Raw genomic sequence first — 15,970 nt, forward strand, 5'->3', positions numbered from 1 at the left:
GTTGAAGTTGCTCCGCAATAAATGCTCGATCCTCGCTTACAACATGGTATTTTTGCTAAAATCCATCCTATAATGCAGATCGTAGGCTTGTCGTGAAGCGGACAGCCGTCCGCTTTTTATTTGAAAGCGCTGCGGCGCAATAAGTGGAACTCTCGAGATGAGTAGTGCAAAAAAAAGTACCGAACGCCTGATCAAGAAGTATCCAAACCGGCGTCTGTACGACACCCAGACCAGCTCCTACATCACCTTGACGGATGTAAAGCAACTGGTGCTTGACGCTGACGAATTCACCGTCATCGATGCCAAGTCGAGCGAAGACCTGACCCGCAGCATCTTGCTTCAGATTATTCTGGAAGAAGAATCCAATGGCGCGCCGATGTTCACCAGCGTGGTGCTGTCGCAAATCATCCGCTACTACGGCCATGCGATGCAGGGCATGATGGGCTCCTACCTCGAAAAAAATGTCCAAGCGTTTACCGATATCCAGAACAAATTCACGACCGGGCAGGCCGCCGGTTTCGAAGGTAAGCCCTTCAGCCCCGAAATGTGGACCCAGTTCATGAACGTCCAGGGTCCGATGATGCAAGGGATGATGAACAACTACATCGACCAGAGCAAGAACCTGTTCGTGCAGATGCAGGAACAGATGCAAAGCCAGAGCAAGACCATCTTCAGCACCTTTCCCTTCCCGCCAGTCGAAAAGAAATAATTCCCCTTGCATCAAGTTGCCCCAAAAACAGGGTCTGACCCGTTTGTTTATCGGTTTTAACTCTATTTCGGCGATTTTAAAACGGGTCTGACCCGTTTGTTTATCGGTGGAGAACGTGTTTTAGCGCTTTTAAAACGGGTCTGACCCTATTTTAAATGTTGGCTGGAACCGCGTTTTGCCGTGAGGGCGCCGGGCGCGGTACAATGGAGGATTAGCCTGCCTGCATTGACCCCCACCATGTCTGAACTTCGCCGTATCCCCGCCGCTCCCGTCGCGCCCGCCGCTGCCGTCACCGCAACCATGATGACCGCTCCCGTCGCCGCCCCGAAGGTGGGCTTCGTCTCGCTCGGCTGCCCGAAGGCGCTGGTCGATTCCGAGCAGATCCTGACCCAGCTGCGTGCGGAAGGCTATGAAACGGCCAAGTCGTACGCCGGCGCCGACCTCGTCATCGTCAACACCTGCGGCTTCATCGACGCCGCGGTGCAGGAGTCGCTGGACGCCATTGGCGAGGCCCTGGCGGAGAACGGCCGCGTGATCGTCACCGGCTGCCTCGGCGCCAAAAAAGACCGCTTCGGTGACGACATCATCATGAAGATCCATCCGAAAGTGCTGGCGGTGACCGGACCGCACGCGCTGGCCGAGGTGATGGATTCGGTTCACCTGCACCTGCCCAAGCCGCACGAGCCGTTCTTCGACCTGGTGCCGTCGCAGGGCGTCAAGCTGACGCCGAAACACTACGCTTACCTGAAGATCTCGGAAGGCTGCAACCACCGCTGCAGCTTTTGCATCATCCCGTCGATGCGCGGCGACCTGGTGTCGCGCCCGATCGCCGACCTGATGCTCGAAGCGGAGAACCTGTTCAAGGCCGGCGTCAGGGAATTGCTGGTGATTTCGCAAGACACCAGCGCCTACGGCGTCGACGTCAAATTCCGCTCGGGTTTCTGGAACGGCCGCCCGGTCAAGACCCACATGACGCAACTGGTCGAGGCGCTGGGCCAGCTGGCGGCGCAGTACGGCGCGTGGGTGCGCCTGCATTACGTCTATCCGTATCCGCACGTCGACCAGGTGATCCCGATGATGAGCGGCGGGCATGTGCTGCCTTACCTCGACATCCCGTTGCAGCACGCCCACCCCGAGGTGTTGAGGCGCATGAAGCGCCCGGCCAGCGGCGAAAAAAACCTCGACCGCATCCAGGCCTGGCGCGCATTAAATCCGGACCTGACGATCCGCTCGACGTTCATCGCCGGCTTCCCGGGCGAGACCGAAGCCGAATTCGAGTACTTGCTCGATTTCCTCAAAGAGGCGCAGATCGACCGCCTCGGCTGCTTCGCCTATTCGCCCGTTGAAGGCGCCACCGCCAACCTGCTCGACAATCCGGTGCCCGAAGCGCTGCGCGAAGAGCGCCGCGCCCGCGTGATGCTGCTGCAGGAAGAAATTTCGGCCAAGCGCCTGGAGGCGAAGGTCGGCAAGACCGTGCGCGTGCTGGTCGATGAAGTGAATACCCGAGAAGCGCTCGGCCGCTCGTCGGCGGACGCGCCGGAAATCGACGGCGTGGTCCACATCAAGCGCTCGCTGGTGGCGGGCAAGAAGCTAGTGGTGGGCGAATTCGCCGACGTCGTCATCACCGGTTCCGACGCGCATGACCTGTGGGCTTCGGTGGCCTGAACATGAGCGCGAAAAAATCCGCGCAGACCACGCTGATTCACAGCGTCTACGCGCCGCCGCCAGGCTTTGCGGCGTTTCCGACCGCGATCCACCATGCTTCGACGGTCTTGTTCAAGGACGTCGCCGCCATGCGCTCGGGCGATTGGAAAGAGAAAAACGCCTATACCTACGGCCTGCACGGCACGCCGACCACGTTCACGCTGGAAGCGCGGCTGGCCGAGATCGAGGGCGGAAATTTTTGCCTGCTGGCGCCGAGCGGGCTGGCCGCGATTGCGATGGTCGACTTCGCGCTGCTAAAAACCGGCGATGACGTGCTGCTGCCCGATAACGTCTACAACCCGAACCGCGAGCTTGGCAACTGGCTCACGCGCGACTTCGGCATGACGGCGCGCTATTACGATCCGCTGGTCGGTGCCGGCATTGCCGAGCTAATCCTGCCGAACACGAAGCTGATCTGGACCGAAGCGCCGGGATCGGTGTCGATGGAAGTGCCGGACCTGCCGGCGATCTGCAAGGCGGCCCACGACAAGGGCGTGCTGGTCGCCCTCGACAATACCTGGTCGGCGGGCCTGGCGCTGCGCGGCTTCGACCTTGGCGTCGACATCATCATGCAGGCGCTCACAAAATACCAGTCGGGCGGCTCGGACGTGCTGATGGGCGCACTGATCACACGCGACCGTGACCTGAACGACCGCCTGGCGCTGGCGCACATGCGCCTCGGCATGGGCGTGAGCCCGGACGACGCCTATCTGGTGATGCGCGGCCTGCCGAGCATGAAGCTGCGCTTCGAAGCCCATGACGCCGGCGCGCGCGCAGTGGCGGCGTGGCTGAAGTCGCGGCCAGAGATCACCAGGGTGCTGCACCCGGCGTTCGCCGATTGCCCCGGCCACGACACCTGGAAGCGCGACTTCAACGGCGCCGGCGGCTTGTTCTCGGTGCTGTTCGACGCGAAGTACAGCGAAGCGCAGACCGACCGCTTCGTCGACGCGCTTGCGCTGTTCGGCCTCGGTTACAGCTGGGGCGGGGCCAACAGCCTGGTGATGCCGTACCGCGTCAAGGCGATGCGGGCAAGCTGGCCTGATGGCGGCATCCTGGTGCGGTTTAATATCGGGCTGGAAGACACGGCGGATCTGATTGCGGACATCGAGCAGGCGCTGGCAACGCTGTAATTCTAGCCATATCTGAAAGACCGTCATCCTCGCGCAAGCGGGGATTCCATTTAGTGGCTATGCGACGAAGATTGGCTCGCCGTTTTCGCGAAGACGACCTGGAAACCTCGACGGCTACACCCGCAGCAGCGCGCGCGCCACCACCGAGTCGTCGGCCGCCAGGATCACCGCGCCCGGTTTGAGCCGGATGGCCGGGCTGATCATGCCGGGGTCGACATCAAGCCGTTCAGGCGGCGCCAGGTGGCGCAATATCGTCTTACGAGGCGAGGGATACTCCGAGCATCGTACTGCTAAACCGACATCGCGCGGTTGTTGTTGAGGTCGACGAAGCCCTTGATCAGCCGGTAAGCCTTCCACACCCACGCCACTACCCCGATCAGCCAGGCCAGCGGAATGCCGATGACGGTGACGAACAGAATGGTGGCGATCACCAGCCACAGGATGTAAAAAAAGAACGAACGGATCATCCACGTATGGTGGCTGTGGACAATGGTGCCTTCAGTGTAGGGCCGCTTGACGAAGTTGATGATCACGGGAATGAACGACAACATGCCGAACGAGAAGAAAAACGTCAGCGCGTGCACGACATACAGGATGCGGGCGAACTGCTTGGCTTCTTCGACGCCGCTTTCTAATACCAGTTGCTGGGACATGGTTGCTCCTTGGGGGTTACGGAACGTGCACGCAATAACTTCCCTGCTTGTTCCACGCCTGGCAGGCGCGCTCGCATCCTGCCAGACGCGTCCACATCGGGAATTGATTTCTTACACGTTCCTATATGCCAATTGTAACAGGCGACGTTGGCATTTCGATCACTGCTGGCGTGCGTGCGTGCGTGCGTTAGCGGCCGGCAGCCTGCGCGCGGGCCCATGCGACGAGGCCGCCGGCGTCCATCGCGCCGGCCTGGCGCGCGACTTCGCGGCCGTTCTTGAACATCGCTATGGTCGGAATGCTGCGGATGGTGTAGCGCGCAGCCAGCTCTTGCGCCTGCTCGGTATCGAGCTTGAGCAGCCGCATGGCTGGTTCCAGCTGGCTGGCGGCCAGCTTGTAGGCCGGCGCCATCATCTTGCACGGCCCGCACCACGGTGCCCAGAAGTCGACCAGCACCGGGATGTCATTGCGCCCGATGTGCCTGGCGAAGCCCTCGGCGCCGACGTCAAGCGGCTGCGCGACAAACAGCCCCAGCGCGCATTTGCCGCACACCGGCTGGTCTGCCAGCCGTCCGGCGCTCAGGCGGTTGACCGCGTCGCAGTGCGGACAGACGACGTGTACGGGATCGCTCATGGGAAGGCTCCAATTTGGTAAATGATGTTCGCCCTTATTGTAAGACGTGTGCGCTCGCGCGGCATGTTCTTGTTTCGCGAATTTGCTGATGACAAACGCTTTTTGTCGAACCCGGGAAAATCCTGGTCGGCTGCGCCGGTTGGTCCATCCCACGCGAAGTGGCGCCAATGTTTGCGGTCGATGGCAGCCATCTCGAACGTTATGGTTGGCGTTTGACGGCAGTTGAAATCAACTCGAGCTTTTACCGGCCGCACCAGCCGAAGACGTATGCGCGCTGGGGCGACGGCGTGCCGGCCAGCTTTCGATTTTTGGTCAAACTGGGTCATTTCCGATAGCAAGGCGTCGGGCGCGGCGGTGCCCAATGCAGTCGACTTGTTCGATGCTGTGGCCGGTCCTGGCTGATCAGCAGGCGAGGGTGGCGCGCGCCGCGGCCCGGGCCGGATAGCCGATAGCGTCGGCCGCCGCGCGCGCCTGGTCCAGCGTCATTTGCGGGTTGAGCGACTTGACGATGGCCGCCGTCAGCGGGGCCAGCGCATAAATGTGTTCGATGCTGAGCAGCGGCGGCTCGCATTCGAAGTAGTCGGTAGCGTAGTCGTAGTAGCAACTGGCTGGCGCCAGCAGGATCGACAGGTAGTCTGCGGAGCCGTCCGACCACTTCGCCAGGCCGACGTCGGGATGCGCGACCCGGCTCCAGGCCAGGTCGCTGCCGCGGCGATAGTAAAAATAGCTGACCGCGTCCATCGCAAACGCCGGCTCGTGCAGGAAGGCGCCGAATTGTTCCGGCACGCGGCGCTGCACTTCAAGCGCCATCACGCGCGATTCGCCGCGCGGCAGCTCCTGCACGTAGCCTTTGATAACTGCGCCGCTGTTTGACATGTGCAGGAACCAGTGATCGCCGTCGCCGTTGCGCATGACCGCCACCTGCTCGCCACTGCCCCAATTGGCATCGTAACTGAAATAACGATACTGGAATTCGGGACAGATGATCGCATCGAGCATGGCCAGCGCCATGGCCCTGTTGCCCAAGGTGCGAGGGTTGGGGAGCGACTGGGGATCAAGCTGCATGGCTGCCTTTTTGCGGTTGTCCGGGAGGCGCCGACGGCACAAGCCGCGCGTCAATAACCGAGCTGTGGAGGGGGACGACAGTAAAATTACAAGAGGCTATACTCCCACGGAAAACATTTCTGCCGCAATTACAATCGTGTCGCCACCGGCCTCTGGCTGCCTGATCAGTTGTACGCCCACAACGCAGTTGGCAAGAGTGCAACGAGCTTGCAACGTCGCACTGCCCGAACCGTTTCAGCGTGTGAAGGTCAAGCATGAATTCGGCCGGCATACCGAACCGGCGGCTGGCAGCTGACGAGTTGGCATTTTTTCGTGTGCTAAAATAATTGCCGTGAAAAACCTGTTCAATTCAGTGCTGGTGTGGTGCATGTTGCTGGCAGTCCCCCTCCAGGGCTATGCTTTTGCGACTACGCTGCTGTGCGCGCCGCTCGGGACTGCATCCCGTACGATGGGCCCACATGCGCCGGCCCCGGCGCATGATCACCAGGCAATGTTGCTTGCCGTGCGTGCCGACATCGCTCACGCTGCCGGCGCCGATATGTCAGCCAACCATGCCGAAACAAGCGACACGGCGTCGCCGAACCATGACGCCGGCGGTCAATGCAATGCATGTTCGGCCTGCTGCCTTGGCGCCGCGATGGCGGTTGCCCACACGATGCGCATGCCTGTCGAAGCCCAACAATTGACCGTCGTTCCGTTTGACTTGTTGTTCACTCCCGCCGTCGATCTCGCTCTCCCGGAACGTCCCCCTCAAGCCTCGCTGACTTGAAAAATCGCACGGCCGTGCATCCTTCGTTTGCGAACGAAGGTGCTATTAATTCCGATAGCCGCGGGTTTTCTTACTGACCCTGCCTGTTGCCAAATTCAATCAGCAAGGAATGACAATGAAACGACCAATTACGTTTGCCCACGGGCTCGCCACGCTCGGCTTTTGGGCACTTGCCGCTGCCGCCGCTGCTGCTGGCGGCCCGGCTGCAGCGCTACCCGACCCGGCCGACGAGCGTGCAGCCGTTCCTGCGACACGCTACGAACCGCTGTTAAAAACGACTCCAGCGACAGCGCCGGCATCGATGCCACCCGAAAACTGGAAGGCGCTCAACCGCGCAGTCGCGTCAATCGATTCGATGTCGTTGACGATGGACATGCAGGGTTCGGCACCGGCCCGGCCTGAGGGGCACGCTCAGCACGCTCAGCACGCGCAGCATGCCGCGACACCGCCGGGGGAACCGGCGGCGCAGCCCGAGTCGGATCAGCACAAGCATATGGAGCACAAATGAAGCAGCGGCATGTAACGGCGGCGCAATTGGCCTCTGCCCTGATCGCCGTTGGCTTGCTGGCCGGTTGCGCGTCGGTGCCAAGCGACCAGGGCTTCGGAGCAGTATCGGCGCTGGCAAACGCGCGGGTGGGTCACGACGCGCGCCTTGTGCGCAATGAGCAAGACGAGCGCGCGCTCGCCGCCTTGATCACCGGGAAGCTGCGCTCGGCGCTGACGGCCGACGACGCCGTGCAGATCGCGCTGCTGAACAACCGGGGACTGCAGTCGATGTACTGGAACGTCGGTATCGCCCAGGCCGACCTGGTGCAGGCAGGGCGCCTGCAAAATCCCTCGTTCGCGTTCCAGCGCACCCGCGAGGGCGGTTCGGTCAACATCGAACGCTCGCTGACGTTCAGCCTGGTGAGCCTGTTGACCGCGCCGATTGCGCAGGGCATCGAGAACAGGCGTTTCGAGCAAACAAAGCTGATGGTGGCAAACGAGCTGTTCCAGCATGCCGCAAAGACCCGGCGTGCTTATTTCGACGCGGTCGCCGCCATCCAGGGTTTGGCCTATGCGCGCCAGGTTGCCGCTTCGGCCGAGGCCAGCCTTGAACTGACCGGGCGCATGGCGCAAGCGGGAAACCTCAGCCAGCTCGATCTGGCGCGGCAACAGGTGTTTGAAGCAGAGGCGTCAGCTGCGCTTGCCCGGGCCGGCAAACGCGCGGTGGCCACCCGCGAGCACCTGACCCGGCTGATGGGCTTGTGGGGGACCTTTGGCAGCTATCTGCTGCCCGATCGCCTTCCCGACCTGCCGGCTGTGCCGGCCGAACTGGGCGACATCGAGCGCATTGCGATCCGCGAACGGCTCGACATCCAGGCCGCCAGGGTCGAGGCAGCGCAGAGCGCGTCGTCGCTGGGACTGACAAAAACGACGCGCTTTGTCAACGTGCTCGATCTGGGGTACGTCAGGAACGCGGGGGCGGGCGAGGGCGCCGCGCCAGGCTACGCCATATCGCTCGAGTTGCCCTTGTTCGACTGGGGCGGCGCGCGTGTCGCCAGGTCCGAAGCGATCTACATGCAGGCCGTGAACAAGGTCGCGCAGGCGGCCACGGACGCCCGCAGCGAGGCGCGCGAAAGCTATCTCGATTACCGCACCTCGTATGACCTGGCGAAGCACTACCGCGACCGGGTCATCCCCCTTCGCAAGAAAATTTCGGACGAAACCATGCTGCGCTACAACGGCATGCTCGTCAGCGCCTTCGAGTTGCTGGCCGACGCGCGCGAGCAGGCCGCGGCCGTCAACAGCACCATCGACGCGCTCAAGGAATTCTGGATGGCGCAAACCAACCTGGAAGCGGCGCTCGGCGGGCGCCTGCCAGTCTCGCCAGACCAAAACACCACCCCAAACCAAGGAACACCCCAATGACATCACGCAGAACATTTTTAGGCGGCGCGGGCGTGGCCCTGGTCGGTGCGGCCGCGGTCAAACGAAGTGCCGCCGCCTCGTTGCCCGAGGCCCCCACGCAAGGCTCGCCCAATACCATGGCCCCGCTGGCGCCGCCGAACGGACGTCCGTACAACCCTGTCGTCACGCTCAATGGCTGGACTTTGCCATGGCGCATGAACAATGGGGTCAAGGAATTTCACCTGGTTGCCGAGCCGGTGGTGCGCGAGATCGCGCCAGGCATGAAGGCAAACATGTGGGGATACAACGGGCAAAGTCCGGGACCGACGATCGAGGTCGTCGAAGGCGACCGGGTACGCATTTTTGTCACGAACAAGCTGCCCGAGCACACCAGTATCCATTGGCATGGCCAGATTTTACCGTGCGGCATGGACGGTGTGACCGGGCTCACCCAGCCCGGCATCGATCCGGGCAAGACGTTCATGTACGAGTTTGTCGCGCGCCACGCGGGAACGTTCATGTACCACCCGCACGCGGACGAGATGGTGCAGATGGCGATGGGCATGATGGGATTCTGGGTCACGCACCCGAAGAACCCGGCGCAGCACGCAGTCGACCGCGATTTTGTTTTTCTCCTGAATGCCTACGATATCGAGCCGGGCAGCTACACGCCGAAGGTCAACACCATGCTCGACTTTAACTTGTGGACCTTTAACAGTCGTGTTTTCCCGGGCATCGACCCGATGGTGGTGCGCCTCGGCGACCGGGTGCGGATTCGCGCCGGCAACCTCAGCATGACAAACCACCCGCTGCACGTGCACGGCCACCGTTTCGAGGTGACCGGCACCGATGGCGGATCGATACCGCCTTCGGCCCGCTGGCCGGAGGTGACTACCGACCTCGGGGTCGGCCAGATGCGCGCCATCGAATTCGTTGCCGACAACCCGGGCGACTGGGCTTTTCACTGCCATAAATCGCACCACACGATGAACGCGATGGGCCATTCGGTGCCCACCATGATCGGTGTCGACCAGCGCGGCGTGGCGCAGAAAATCAATTCCCTGGTGCCCGACTATATGGTGATGGGCGACAAGGGAGGTTCGATGGGCGGCATGCAAATGCCGCTGCCGGAAAACACCCTGCCGATGATGTCGGGCGAGGGACCGTTCGGCCCGATCGACATGGGCGGCATGTTTACCACGCTGAAGGTGCGCGCGGGTTTGGCGCGCAACGACTACACCGATCCGGGCTGGTACAAGCACCCGAAAGGCAGTGTCGCTGTCGAGTGGAGCGGGGACATGCCGGCCGCCGCCGCTGCGCCGGGCAAGGCGCCCGCCACCGTGCCGGGCGAAACCATCATGAACGTCAAGAAGGGAGGCGCGCATCATGGCCACTGACGCTATTGCGGTTTATCATGAGCCAACTACATCATTGTGAGCACAACATCATGATCAAGAACTACATCGCCGCCACCGCGCTCATGGTTGCAAGCATGACGGCACCCGCCGCCCAGGCGCACGGCAAGATCGTCGCGTCGGAGCCGAAGGCAGGGGCAGAACTGCAGGCTGCCCCGAAACACATCCGGCTTCAGTTCAACGAAAAACTCGAGCCGGCGTTCAGCAAGATCGGGCTGGTCGACGCCAACGAGGTTGCGATTACTTTAGCTAAAATCACGCTCGACAAGACCGACCCCAAGGTCATGTTCGCCGAGGTTCCGCTGCTTGCGCCCGGCCAGTACCGGGTTCGCTGGACGGCGATGGCACACGACGGCCATAAAACCAAAGGAGAGTTCGGCTTCAAGGTCAAATAAAATGGCCGATGACCTGCAACTGGCGATGCGCGTGGCCACGGTCGCACTCAACCTGGCCGCGGCCATTGCCGTCGGCGCCACCACCGCGTCGCTGCCCTTGTCCGGCAGCGCGTCGCCGTGGGCCGCGCGCCAGTGCGGCAGAGCCCGCCTGGCAAGCATGGTCGGATTGACGACGGCGATGTTAGCCAGCGCGTGGCTGTTGCTGTTCGAAGCGGCGTCGATGGCCGAAGTACCTGTCGCCCAGGCTGGCGATGCCTTGTGGACGATGCTGACCGCGACGCATCTTGGCGCGGCCTGGATGATCGGATTGTCCGCACTGGCCGCCAGCCTGGCGGCGGCGGCCGCGGTCCGGGGAGAAGGGCGCCGCAAATGGTTGGTGCCGCTTGCCTTGCTTGGCCTGGCGGTATTTTTGTACACGCGCAGCATGGTCAGCCACGCCTCTTCTGATGGAGACTTCAGCCCGGCCATGCTTGCCGACTGGTTCCATCTGGCGATGATCAGCCTGTGGGTTGGCGAGGTATTCGTGGCCGGTGCCCTGATCCTGGCAAACCCGGTCGGCGCGCGCGCCGACGATGGCAACGCCGCTGCGCGCTACGTCGAATCCTTGTCCGCGACGGCGACGGTCGCGCTGGCCGGCATCGTGGCCAGCGGCGTGTTCAGCGCATGGCACAATCTGGGCAGCATCAACGAGCTGACCGGCAACCCTTATGCCAATACGCTTTTCATCAAAGTCAGCCTGGCCGGCGTGGCGGTGCTGATGGGCGGCTACAACCGGTTTTTCGTCATGCCATCGTTACTCGATGGTCTGCGCCGCAACGACCCGGCGGGCGCATCGGACGTTCGGCGCTTCATGTTGATCCTGCGGCTGGAGACGACGGTGCTGCTGGGCGTCCTGATCGTGGCAGCCGTCCTCAGTTCGACGCCCCCGCCCGGCGCCGCGTGAAGGAAAAACGCCAGTGCAAGCCGCGTAAAGGCGGTTTGAGGTGCAATGGAACGGTTATGTTTAGCTGAGCATAACCGTTCTCCTGATGTGACTGTTCAGCCCCTATGAACGCCAGAAATGACGTTGCTGGCGCGCCTGGAAGCACTCGAATCGAAGGTCAACAAGAACAGCTACAATTCGAGCAAGCCGCCCTCGACCGATGGCCTTGCCAAGAAAACCAGTTCGTTGCGCGAGTCTTCCGGCAAACCACCCGGCGGTCAAGCTGGCCACAAGGGCAGTACACTCAAGCAGGCCATGCAGCCGACCGAGCACATTGATTACCCGCTGCCCGGACAGTGCGAGCGTTGTCATCATGAATTGCCACTGCACGATGCGCTCGTCGGGGAACGCCGCCAAGTAGTCGATGTGCCCGTCGCTGCGTTCGATGTCGTCGAACAGCGCACTCTGTCGTTGCGCTGCCAGTGTGGGCAACTGCACACCAGTGCCGTCCCGGCAAGCGTGACCGAGCCGGCGTAATACGGCCTCAACGTGCGGGCGCTGGCGGTCCACCTCACGCAGGGCCAGAAAGCGTTTCAGCGAATCTGACATTGCCGCGTTCAGGACACTTTATGATGCCATCGTCGGCGCCGGCGAAACGTTGCATCCCGAGGTCGAACTTGCTGTCTGGAAGGGAGGCCGCGCCACGCAGTCGGTTGCATGCAACCTGCTGCGGCGCTTGCGCAAGCATGCCGACGCGATCCTGCTGTTTATTCGCGACCTTGCCGTACCGTTCACCAACAATGTGGCTGAACGGGCCGTGCGCATGCCCAAGGTGAAACAGAAAATTTCGGGCTGCTTTCGCATCGTCGAAGGCGCCGACAATTTCTGCGTCATCCGATCCTGCCTCGACACGCTACGTATGCAGGGCCACGGTATGCTCGAGGTGCTACAACGCGCCTGCGCCGGCAGTCCCATCCGGCCCACGGCATAGACGCTGAACAGTTGCTAAAATTGAATTGAACTATGAACGACGAAACGCAACAGATCTTTTTAGCGCCCGCAATGTCGGGCATGAACCGGAAGGGGATGAATTAATGGATGCAATAAATATCGGTCCGATGTCGTTTTCAATCGATATGCTCGCAACATTTGCTGCGATCCTGCTCGGTACAGCGGCGGCCAATCGTGTCGCCCGTGCCAGCGGCGTGCGGGTCGAGTCGACCTTGTGGATAGTGATCGCATGCGCGCTTGTCGCGGCGCGGGCAGCCTATGTGCTGCGCTACCAGGATGCCTACCTGAGCAGCCCATGGAGCATATTTAATGTGCGCGACGGCGGCTGGATCTCCTGGGTGGGCATTGCCGCCGGCGTTGCGGCAGTGGCGTGGTTGAGCTGGCGCATGCCGTCGAAACGCCGTGCGCTGATAGCCGGCGCGGTGGCCGGCTTGGTGGTATGGACCGGCGCCGCGCTGGCAGTCGCCATGCAGCCGAAAGAGTCGATGCAAATTCCGGCCATCGAATTAGCCAATTTGCGCGGCGGGCAAACCCGGCTCGACGCGCTCCGCGGCAAGCCGCTGGTCGTCAACCTGTGGGCAAGCTGGTGTCCGCCTTGCAGACGCGAAATGCCGGTCTTGCGCGAGGCGCAACTGCGTTATCCCGGTGTCACGTTCGTATTTGCCAACCAGGGCGAGTCGGCCGAGACGGTACACGCCTACCTGGCGGCGGAGCGCATCGAGCTTGACAACATCCTGCTCGACCAGCGGTTCGGCCTGCCTGCGGCAATTGGTTCGCAAGGTTTGCCAGCGACCTTGTTCTTCGACGCGCAAGGCAAACTAATCGAACGCCGGCTGGGGGAGCTGTCCACCGCCAGCCTGGCGCAGCGGCTCGCCGCGATCACCGATGCACAGCCGACGCAGTCGCGCGGACCGGTACTGCCAATCGTACCTTCAGAAAAGATGCAGGGACGATGATGCAAACACGACTAGGACGGGCACGATGGTTGATTCGCCGCATGCATGGCGCTGGCACTGGGACTGGTGCTCGCCGTTAGCACCGCCCGCGCGTGGAGACGAAGAGTTCCTCGCGCCTGAGCTGGCGTTCAACGCCACGCTGCGCATGGTCGACGCGTCAACAGCCGAACTGCGCTATGACGTGGTTGACGGCTACTATATGTACCGGGGACGGGGCCGTTTTTCAGCGCCTGAGGGGCGGATCGGACAAGCACGCTTTTCAACAGGCAAAGTCAAACTCGACGAAACGTTCCAGAAAGACGTGGAAACCTACCGCGGCAGCGTTTCGATCCTGATCCCGCAAGTCGGGACGACAGCGTTCTTTCTCGAGGTCACCTCCCAGGGCTGTTCGGACAAGGGTTTGTGCTACGCGCCGACGACGACCCTGCTGCGCGTCGATCCGGCTGCACTTGGCGCGGCGCCCGCCTTGGCGTCGCCGGCACCGTTGGGGACAATCGCCGCGACGCTCCATGGCGGCAGCCTGTTGGCGATCATGCCGATGTTCTTGCTGCTCGGCCTCGGCCTGGCATTCACGCCCTGCGTTTTACCAATGATACCGATGCTGTCATCGATCATTGTCGGCGACCGCCAGCGTGGCTCGCGCCTACACGGCCTTGCGCTGTCGGCAACGTATTCGCTCGGCATGGCAATTGTCTACACCTTGTCGGGCGTCGCCGCCGGCCTAGCCGCTGCGCTGCAAAACGGCTGGGTATTGTCCGGTTTCGCCCTGTTGATGGCCACGTTGTCAGTGTCGATGTACGGCCTGTTAGACCTGCAGATGCCGCCGTCGATCCAGTCCAGGTTAATTGTCGCGTCAGGAAAATAGACGGTCGGCAACCATGCCGGGGTTTTTGTCATGGGTGCATTGTCGGCGTTGATTGTCGGGCCTTGCGTGGCCGCGCCGCTGGCCGGCGCCTTGGTCTATATCAGCCAGACGCGCGACGCGCTGACGGGCGCGGCGGCATTGTTCGCGATGGCAGCCGGGATGAGTGTACCGCTGCTCGCAATTGGTGGCTCCGCCGGCGCCGTTCTACCGCATCCGGGCCCATGGATGAACGCCATCAAGCGCTTTTTTTGGCGTGCTGATGCTCGCGACGGCGCTGTGGATCGTCTCGCCGGTGCTTTCACCGAGGCCGCAAATGGCTGGATGGGCTGCGCTGGCGATCGGTTATGCACTGTCGCTGGTGTTTAGTGGATCGGGCAGCTGGCGGGCACGCGCACTGGCTGTTGGCTTTGCCGGCCTGGGTGCGGTGCAGCTTAACGGAATAGCTACCGGCGCCGGCGATCCACTCGCGCCACTAGCCGCCATCAACCACAGGCCCGAGCACGCAGTCGAGTTCAAGCGGATCGGCTCGATCGGCGAACTCGACGCAGTGCTCGCGTCGGCCGCTGGCAAGCCGGTCATGCTCGACTTCTATGCCGACTGGTGCATCTCGTGCAAAGAAATGAAAAAGTACACCTTTACCGACGCGCGCATCCGCGCCCGGCTCGACAACATGCTGTTGCTGCAGGTCGATGTCACTGCCAATAGCGCCGACGACAAGGAGTTGCTGAAACGGTTCGGACTGTTCGGGCCGGTGGCCGCCAAGGATTATTTTTTCGATGCGACCGGCAAAGAACTAAACCACGCCATGGTGGTTGGCTTTAAGCCGGCAGACCAGTTCCTTGTCTCCCTGTAGGCAACACCAATTTTTCTTCTACTAGCCAAATGAAAATCCAATGATAAAACCACCTGTTTTTTTCAAAATGAATCGGCACATTGCTGCTGTTGCGTTCGTCGCGGTTGGCGCTACGCTGGTGACAACCTCGACAGTTTTTTCGGCGGAGCCTTATCCGAAAGCAATCCGCCGGGCAGTCGAATCAGGCGTCAACGTTGTCAAAAGCTTCCCTGCCGTATCCGGACTGACGGGGTGGGTAATGTTGCAGGATGGACGCTACTCGACTGTCTACACGACCGCGGACAAGAAAACCTTGTTTGCGGGTGCCCTGATTGGGGAGAACGGCGAAAATTTTGGCGCCCTATACGAGGAAAAATACGTTCCCAAGCCGGATCTTGGCGCATTGTTCCAGCGACTGGAGAAATCGAGCTACGTGGCGGAAGGTGCTATCTCAGGCCCGAAAAGTATCGTGTACGTGTACGTGTTTGTCGACGCCAACTGTCCGTTTTGCCACTACACCTGGCTTGCCTTGCAGCCTTATGAAAAGATCGGTCTGCAGGTGCGCTGGATTCCTGTCGCCACGCTCGGTCCTACCAGCATGCCGAAGGCGATCGAGATAATGGCGGCGGCCGACCAAGTTGCCGCGTTTCGCAAGATGGAAGAAAATCATGGCAAGCCCGGCGTTATCTGGAAAGACAAGCAAGGCAAAGTCCAGGTGAAGGGCGGGATGCCGCGCTTGTCCGAGTTGCCGGCAATAACCGGCTTTCTTGAACAAAAGAACGGGAACAGTTCGCTTAACAAGTTTCGTTAAAGTGGAAAATTCGATTTCGTTCCAAAGCATTCGCTGGCCCTGAGCGGGTCAAGCCGCAGGTCGGCGCTTTTTATACCTACTTGCCACCCAATCCACCCAAGTTAGTGAATGGCGTGCATTTCAGTAAATTATTATCAAGATTTTCATAAAATTACTTGACACTACTTTAAAATCGCGGCGTCCAGCATGGATTTTTACTATCCCTGCCTGCC

Annotated in this window: 19 protein-coding genes and 1 pseudogene; 15 read left to right on the top strand and 5 right to left on the bottom strand. The window is 61.4% G+C overall.

What is annotated here, in order from left to right; genetic code table 11:
- Window positions 1-157: 157 nt before the first annotated feature.
- The 3 genes from phaR (at window position 158) to CR103_RS15175 (ending at window position 3,543) form a co-directional block, all read left to right on the top strand.
- On the top strand, window positions 158-709 hold the full coding sequence (phaR, locus tag CR103_RS15165) for a polyhydroxyalkanoate synthesis repressor PhaR (protein WP_099916801.1): 552 nt from the start codon (window positions 158-160) through the stop codon (window positions 707-709).
- A 300-nt stretch (window positions 710-1,009) separates the two neighbouring features.
- On the top strand, window positions 1,010-2,374 hold the full coding sequence (gene rimO, locus CR103_RS15170) for a 30S ribosomal protein S12 methylthiotransferase RimO (protein ID WP_180279408.1): 1,365 nt from the start codon (window positions 1,010-1,012) through the stop codon (window positions 2,372-2,374).
- Between the two features lie 2 nt (window positions 2,375-2,376).
- Window positions 2,377-3,543: a cystathionine beta-lyase gene (locus tag CR103_RS15175; RefSeq protein WP_099916820.1), complete on the top strand. Its 1,167-nt coding sequence runs from the start codon at window positions 2,377-2,379 to the stop codon at window positions 3,541-3,543.
- Between the two features lie 114 nt (window positions 3,544-3,657).
- On the opposite strand, the gene CR103_RS23875 is transcribed toward CR103_RS15175, so the two are convergent.
- The 5 genes from CR103_RS23875 to CR103_RS15195 form a co-directional block, all read right to left on the bottom strand.
- On the bottom strand, window positions 3,658-3,792 hold the full coding sequence (locus CR103_RS23875) for a hypothetical protein (RefSeq protein WP_267874005.1): 135 nt from the start codon (window positions 3,790-3,792) through the stop codon (window positions 3,658-3,660).
- 41 nt (window positions 3,793-3,833) lie between these two features.
- On the bottom strand, window positions 3,834-4,196 hold the full coding sequence (locus CR103_RS15180) for a DUF4870 family protein (protein WP_099916803.1): 363 nt from the start codon (window positions 4,194-4,196) through the stop codon (window positions 3,834-3,836).
- A 187-nt stretch (window positions 4,197-4,383) separates the two neighbouring features.
- Window positions 4,384-4,827, bottom strand: a complete 444-nt coding sequence (trxC, locus tag CR103_RS15185; protein ID WP_099916804.1) for a thioredoxin TrxC — start codon at window positions 4,825-4,827, stop codon at window positions 4,384-4,386.
- Window positions 4,824-5,189, bottom strand: coding sequence for a hypothetical protein (locus tag CR103_RS24325; protein WP_441293460.1), 366 nt, complete (start codon window positions 5,187-5,189; stop codon window positions 4,824-4,826). The genes trxC and CR103_RS24325 overlap by 4 nt, the downstream gene beginning before the upstream one ends.
- 40 nt (window positions 5,190-5,229) lie before the next feature.
- Window positions 5,230-5,892: a hypothetical protein gene (locus CR103_RS15195; protein WP_143752636.1), complete on the bottom strand. Its 663-nt coding sequence runs from the start codon at window positions 5,890-5,892 to the stop codon at window positions 5,230-5,232.
- Window positions 5,893-6,223: 331 nt separating this feature from the next.
- Here CR103_RS15195 and CR103_RS15200 point away from each other — a divergent pair, with 331 nt between their 5' ends.
- From CR103_RS15200 to dsbG, 12 genes and pseudogenes are all read left to right on the top strand, one after another.
- The gene (locus CR103_RS15200; RefSeq protein ID WP_099916807.1) at window positions 6,224-6,661 is read left to right on the top strand and encodes a hypothetical protein; all 438 of its coding nucleotides are present in this window, start codon (window positions 6,224-6,226) and stop codon (window positions 6,659-6,661) included.
- 115 nt (window positions 6,662-6,776) lie between these two features.
- Window positions 6,777-7,169 (top strand): hypothetical protein, encoded by a 393-nt coding sequence (locus CR103_RS15205; protein WP_143752637.1) that lies wholly within the window; start codon window positions 6,777-6,779, stop codon window positions 7,167-7,169.
- On the top strand, window positions 7,166-8,572 hold the full coding sequence (locus CR103_RS15210) for a TolC family protein (protein WP_229443132.1): 1,407 nt from the start codon (window positions 7,166-7,168) through the stop codon (window positions 8,570-8,572). Before CR103_RS15205 ends, CR103_RS15210 begins: the two co-directional genes overlap by 4 nt.
- Complete coding sequence (locus CR103_RS15215) at window positions 8,569-9,948, top strand: multicopper oxidase family protein (RefSeq protein ID WP_099916809.1); 1,380 nt, start codon at window positions 8,569-8,571, stop codon at window positions 9,946-9,948. Before CR103_RS15210 ends, CR103_RS15215 begins: the two co-directional genes overlap by 4 nt.
- A 50-nt stretch (window positions 9,949-9,998) precedes the next feature.
- Complete coding sequence (locus tag CR103_RS15220) at window positions 9,999-10,361, top strand: copper resistance CopC family protein (protein ID WP_229443133.1); 363 nt, start codon at window positions 9,999-10,001, stop codon at window positions 10,359-10,361.
- Window position 10,362: 1 nt separating this feature from the next.
- A complete protein-coding gene (locus CR103_RS15225) occupies window positions 10,363-11,304 on the top strand; it encodes a CopD family protein (protein ID WP_099916810.1) in 942 nt (313 codons plus the stop codon).
- A 117-nt stretch (window positions 11,305-11,421) separates the two neighbouring features.
- Entirely contained in the window at window positions 11,422-11,820 is a 399-nt protein-coding gene (locus CR103_RS23460; protein WP_229443134.1) for a DUF6444 domain-containing protein, read from the top strand.
- Between the two features lie 121 nt (window positions 11,821-11,941).
- Window positions 11,942-12,274, top strand: a complete 333-nt coding sequence (locus tag CR103_RS23465; protein ID WP_229443135.1) for an IS66 family transposase — start codon at window positions 11,942-11,944, stop codon at window positions 12,272-12,274.
- Between the two features lie 103 nt (window positions 12,275-12,377).
- Entirely contained in the window at window positions 12,378-13,250 is an 873-nt protein-coding gene (locus tag CR103_RS15235; RefSeq protein ID WP_099916811.1) for a TlpA family protein disulfide reductase, read from the top strand.
- A gap of 145 nt (window positions 13,251-13,395) precedes the next feature.
- Window positions 13,396-14,481: pseudogene (locus CR103_RS24330) on the top strand (cytochrome c biogenesis protein CcdA).
- A complete protein-coding gene (locus CR103_RS23480; RefSeq protein ID WP_229443149.1) occupies window positions 14,429-14,968 on the top strand; it encodes a thioredoxin family protein in 540 nt (179 codons plus the stop codon). The pseudogene CR103_RS24330 and the gene CR103_RS23480 overlap by 53 nt, the downstream one beginning before the upstream one ends.
- Window positions 14,969-15,008: 40 nt before the next feature.
- On the top strand, window positions 15,009-15,758 hold the full coding sequence (dsbG, locus tag CR103_RS15245) for a thiol:disulfide interchange protein DsbG (RefSeq protein ID WP_099916812.1): 750 nt from the start codon (window positions 15,009-15,011) through the stop codon (window positions 15,756-15,758).
- The last annotated feature ends 212 nt before the right edge of the window (window positions 15,759-15,970 follow it).

This window comes from Massilia psychrophila (genome assembly GCF_002760665.1).
GTDB lineage: Bacteria > Pseudomonadota > Gammaproteobacteria > Burkholderiales > Burkholderiaceae_D > JAFCUW01.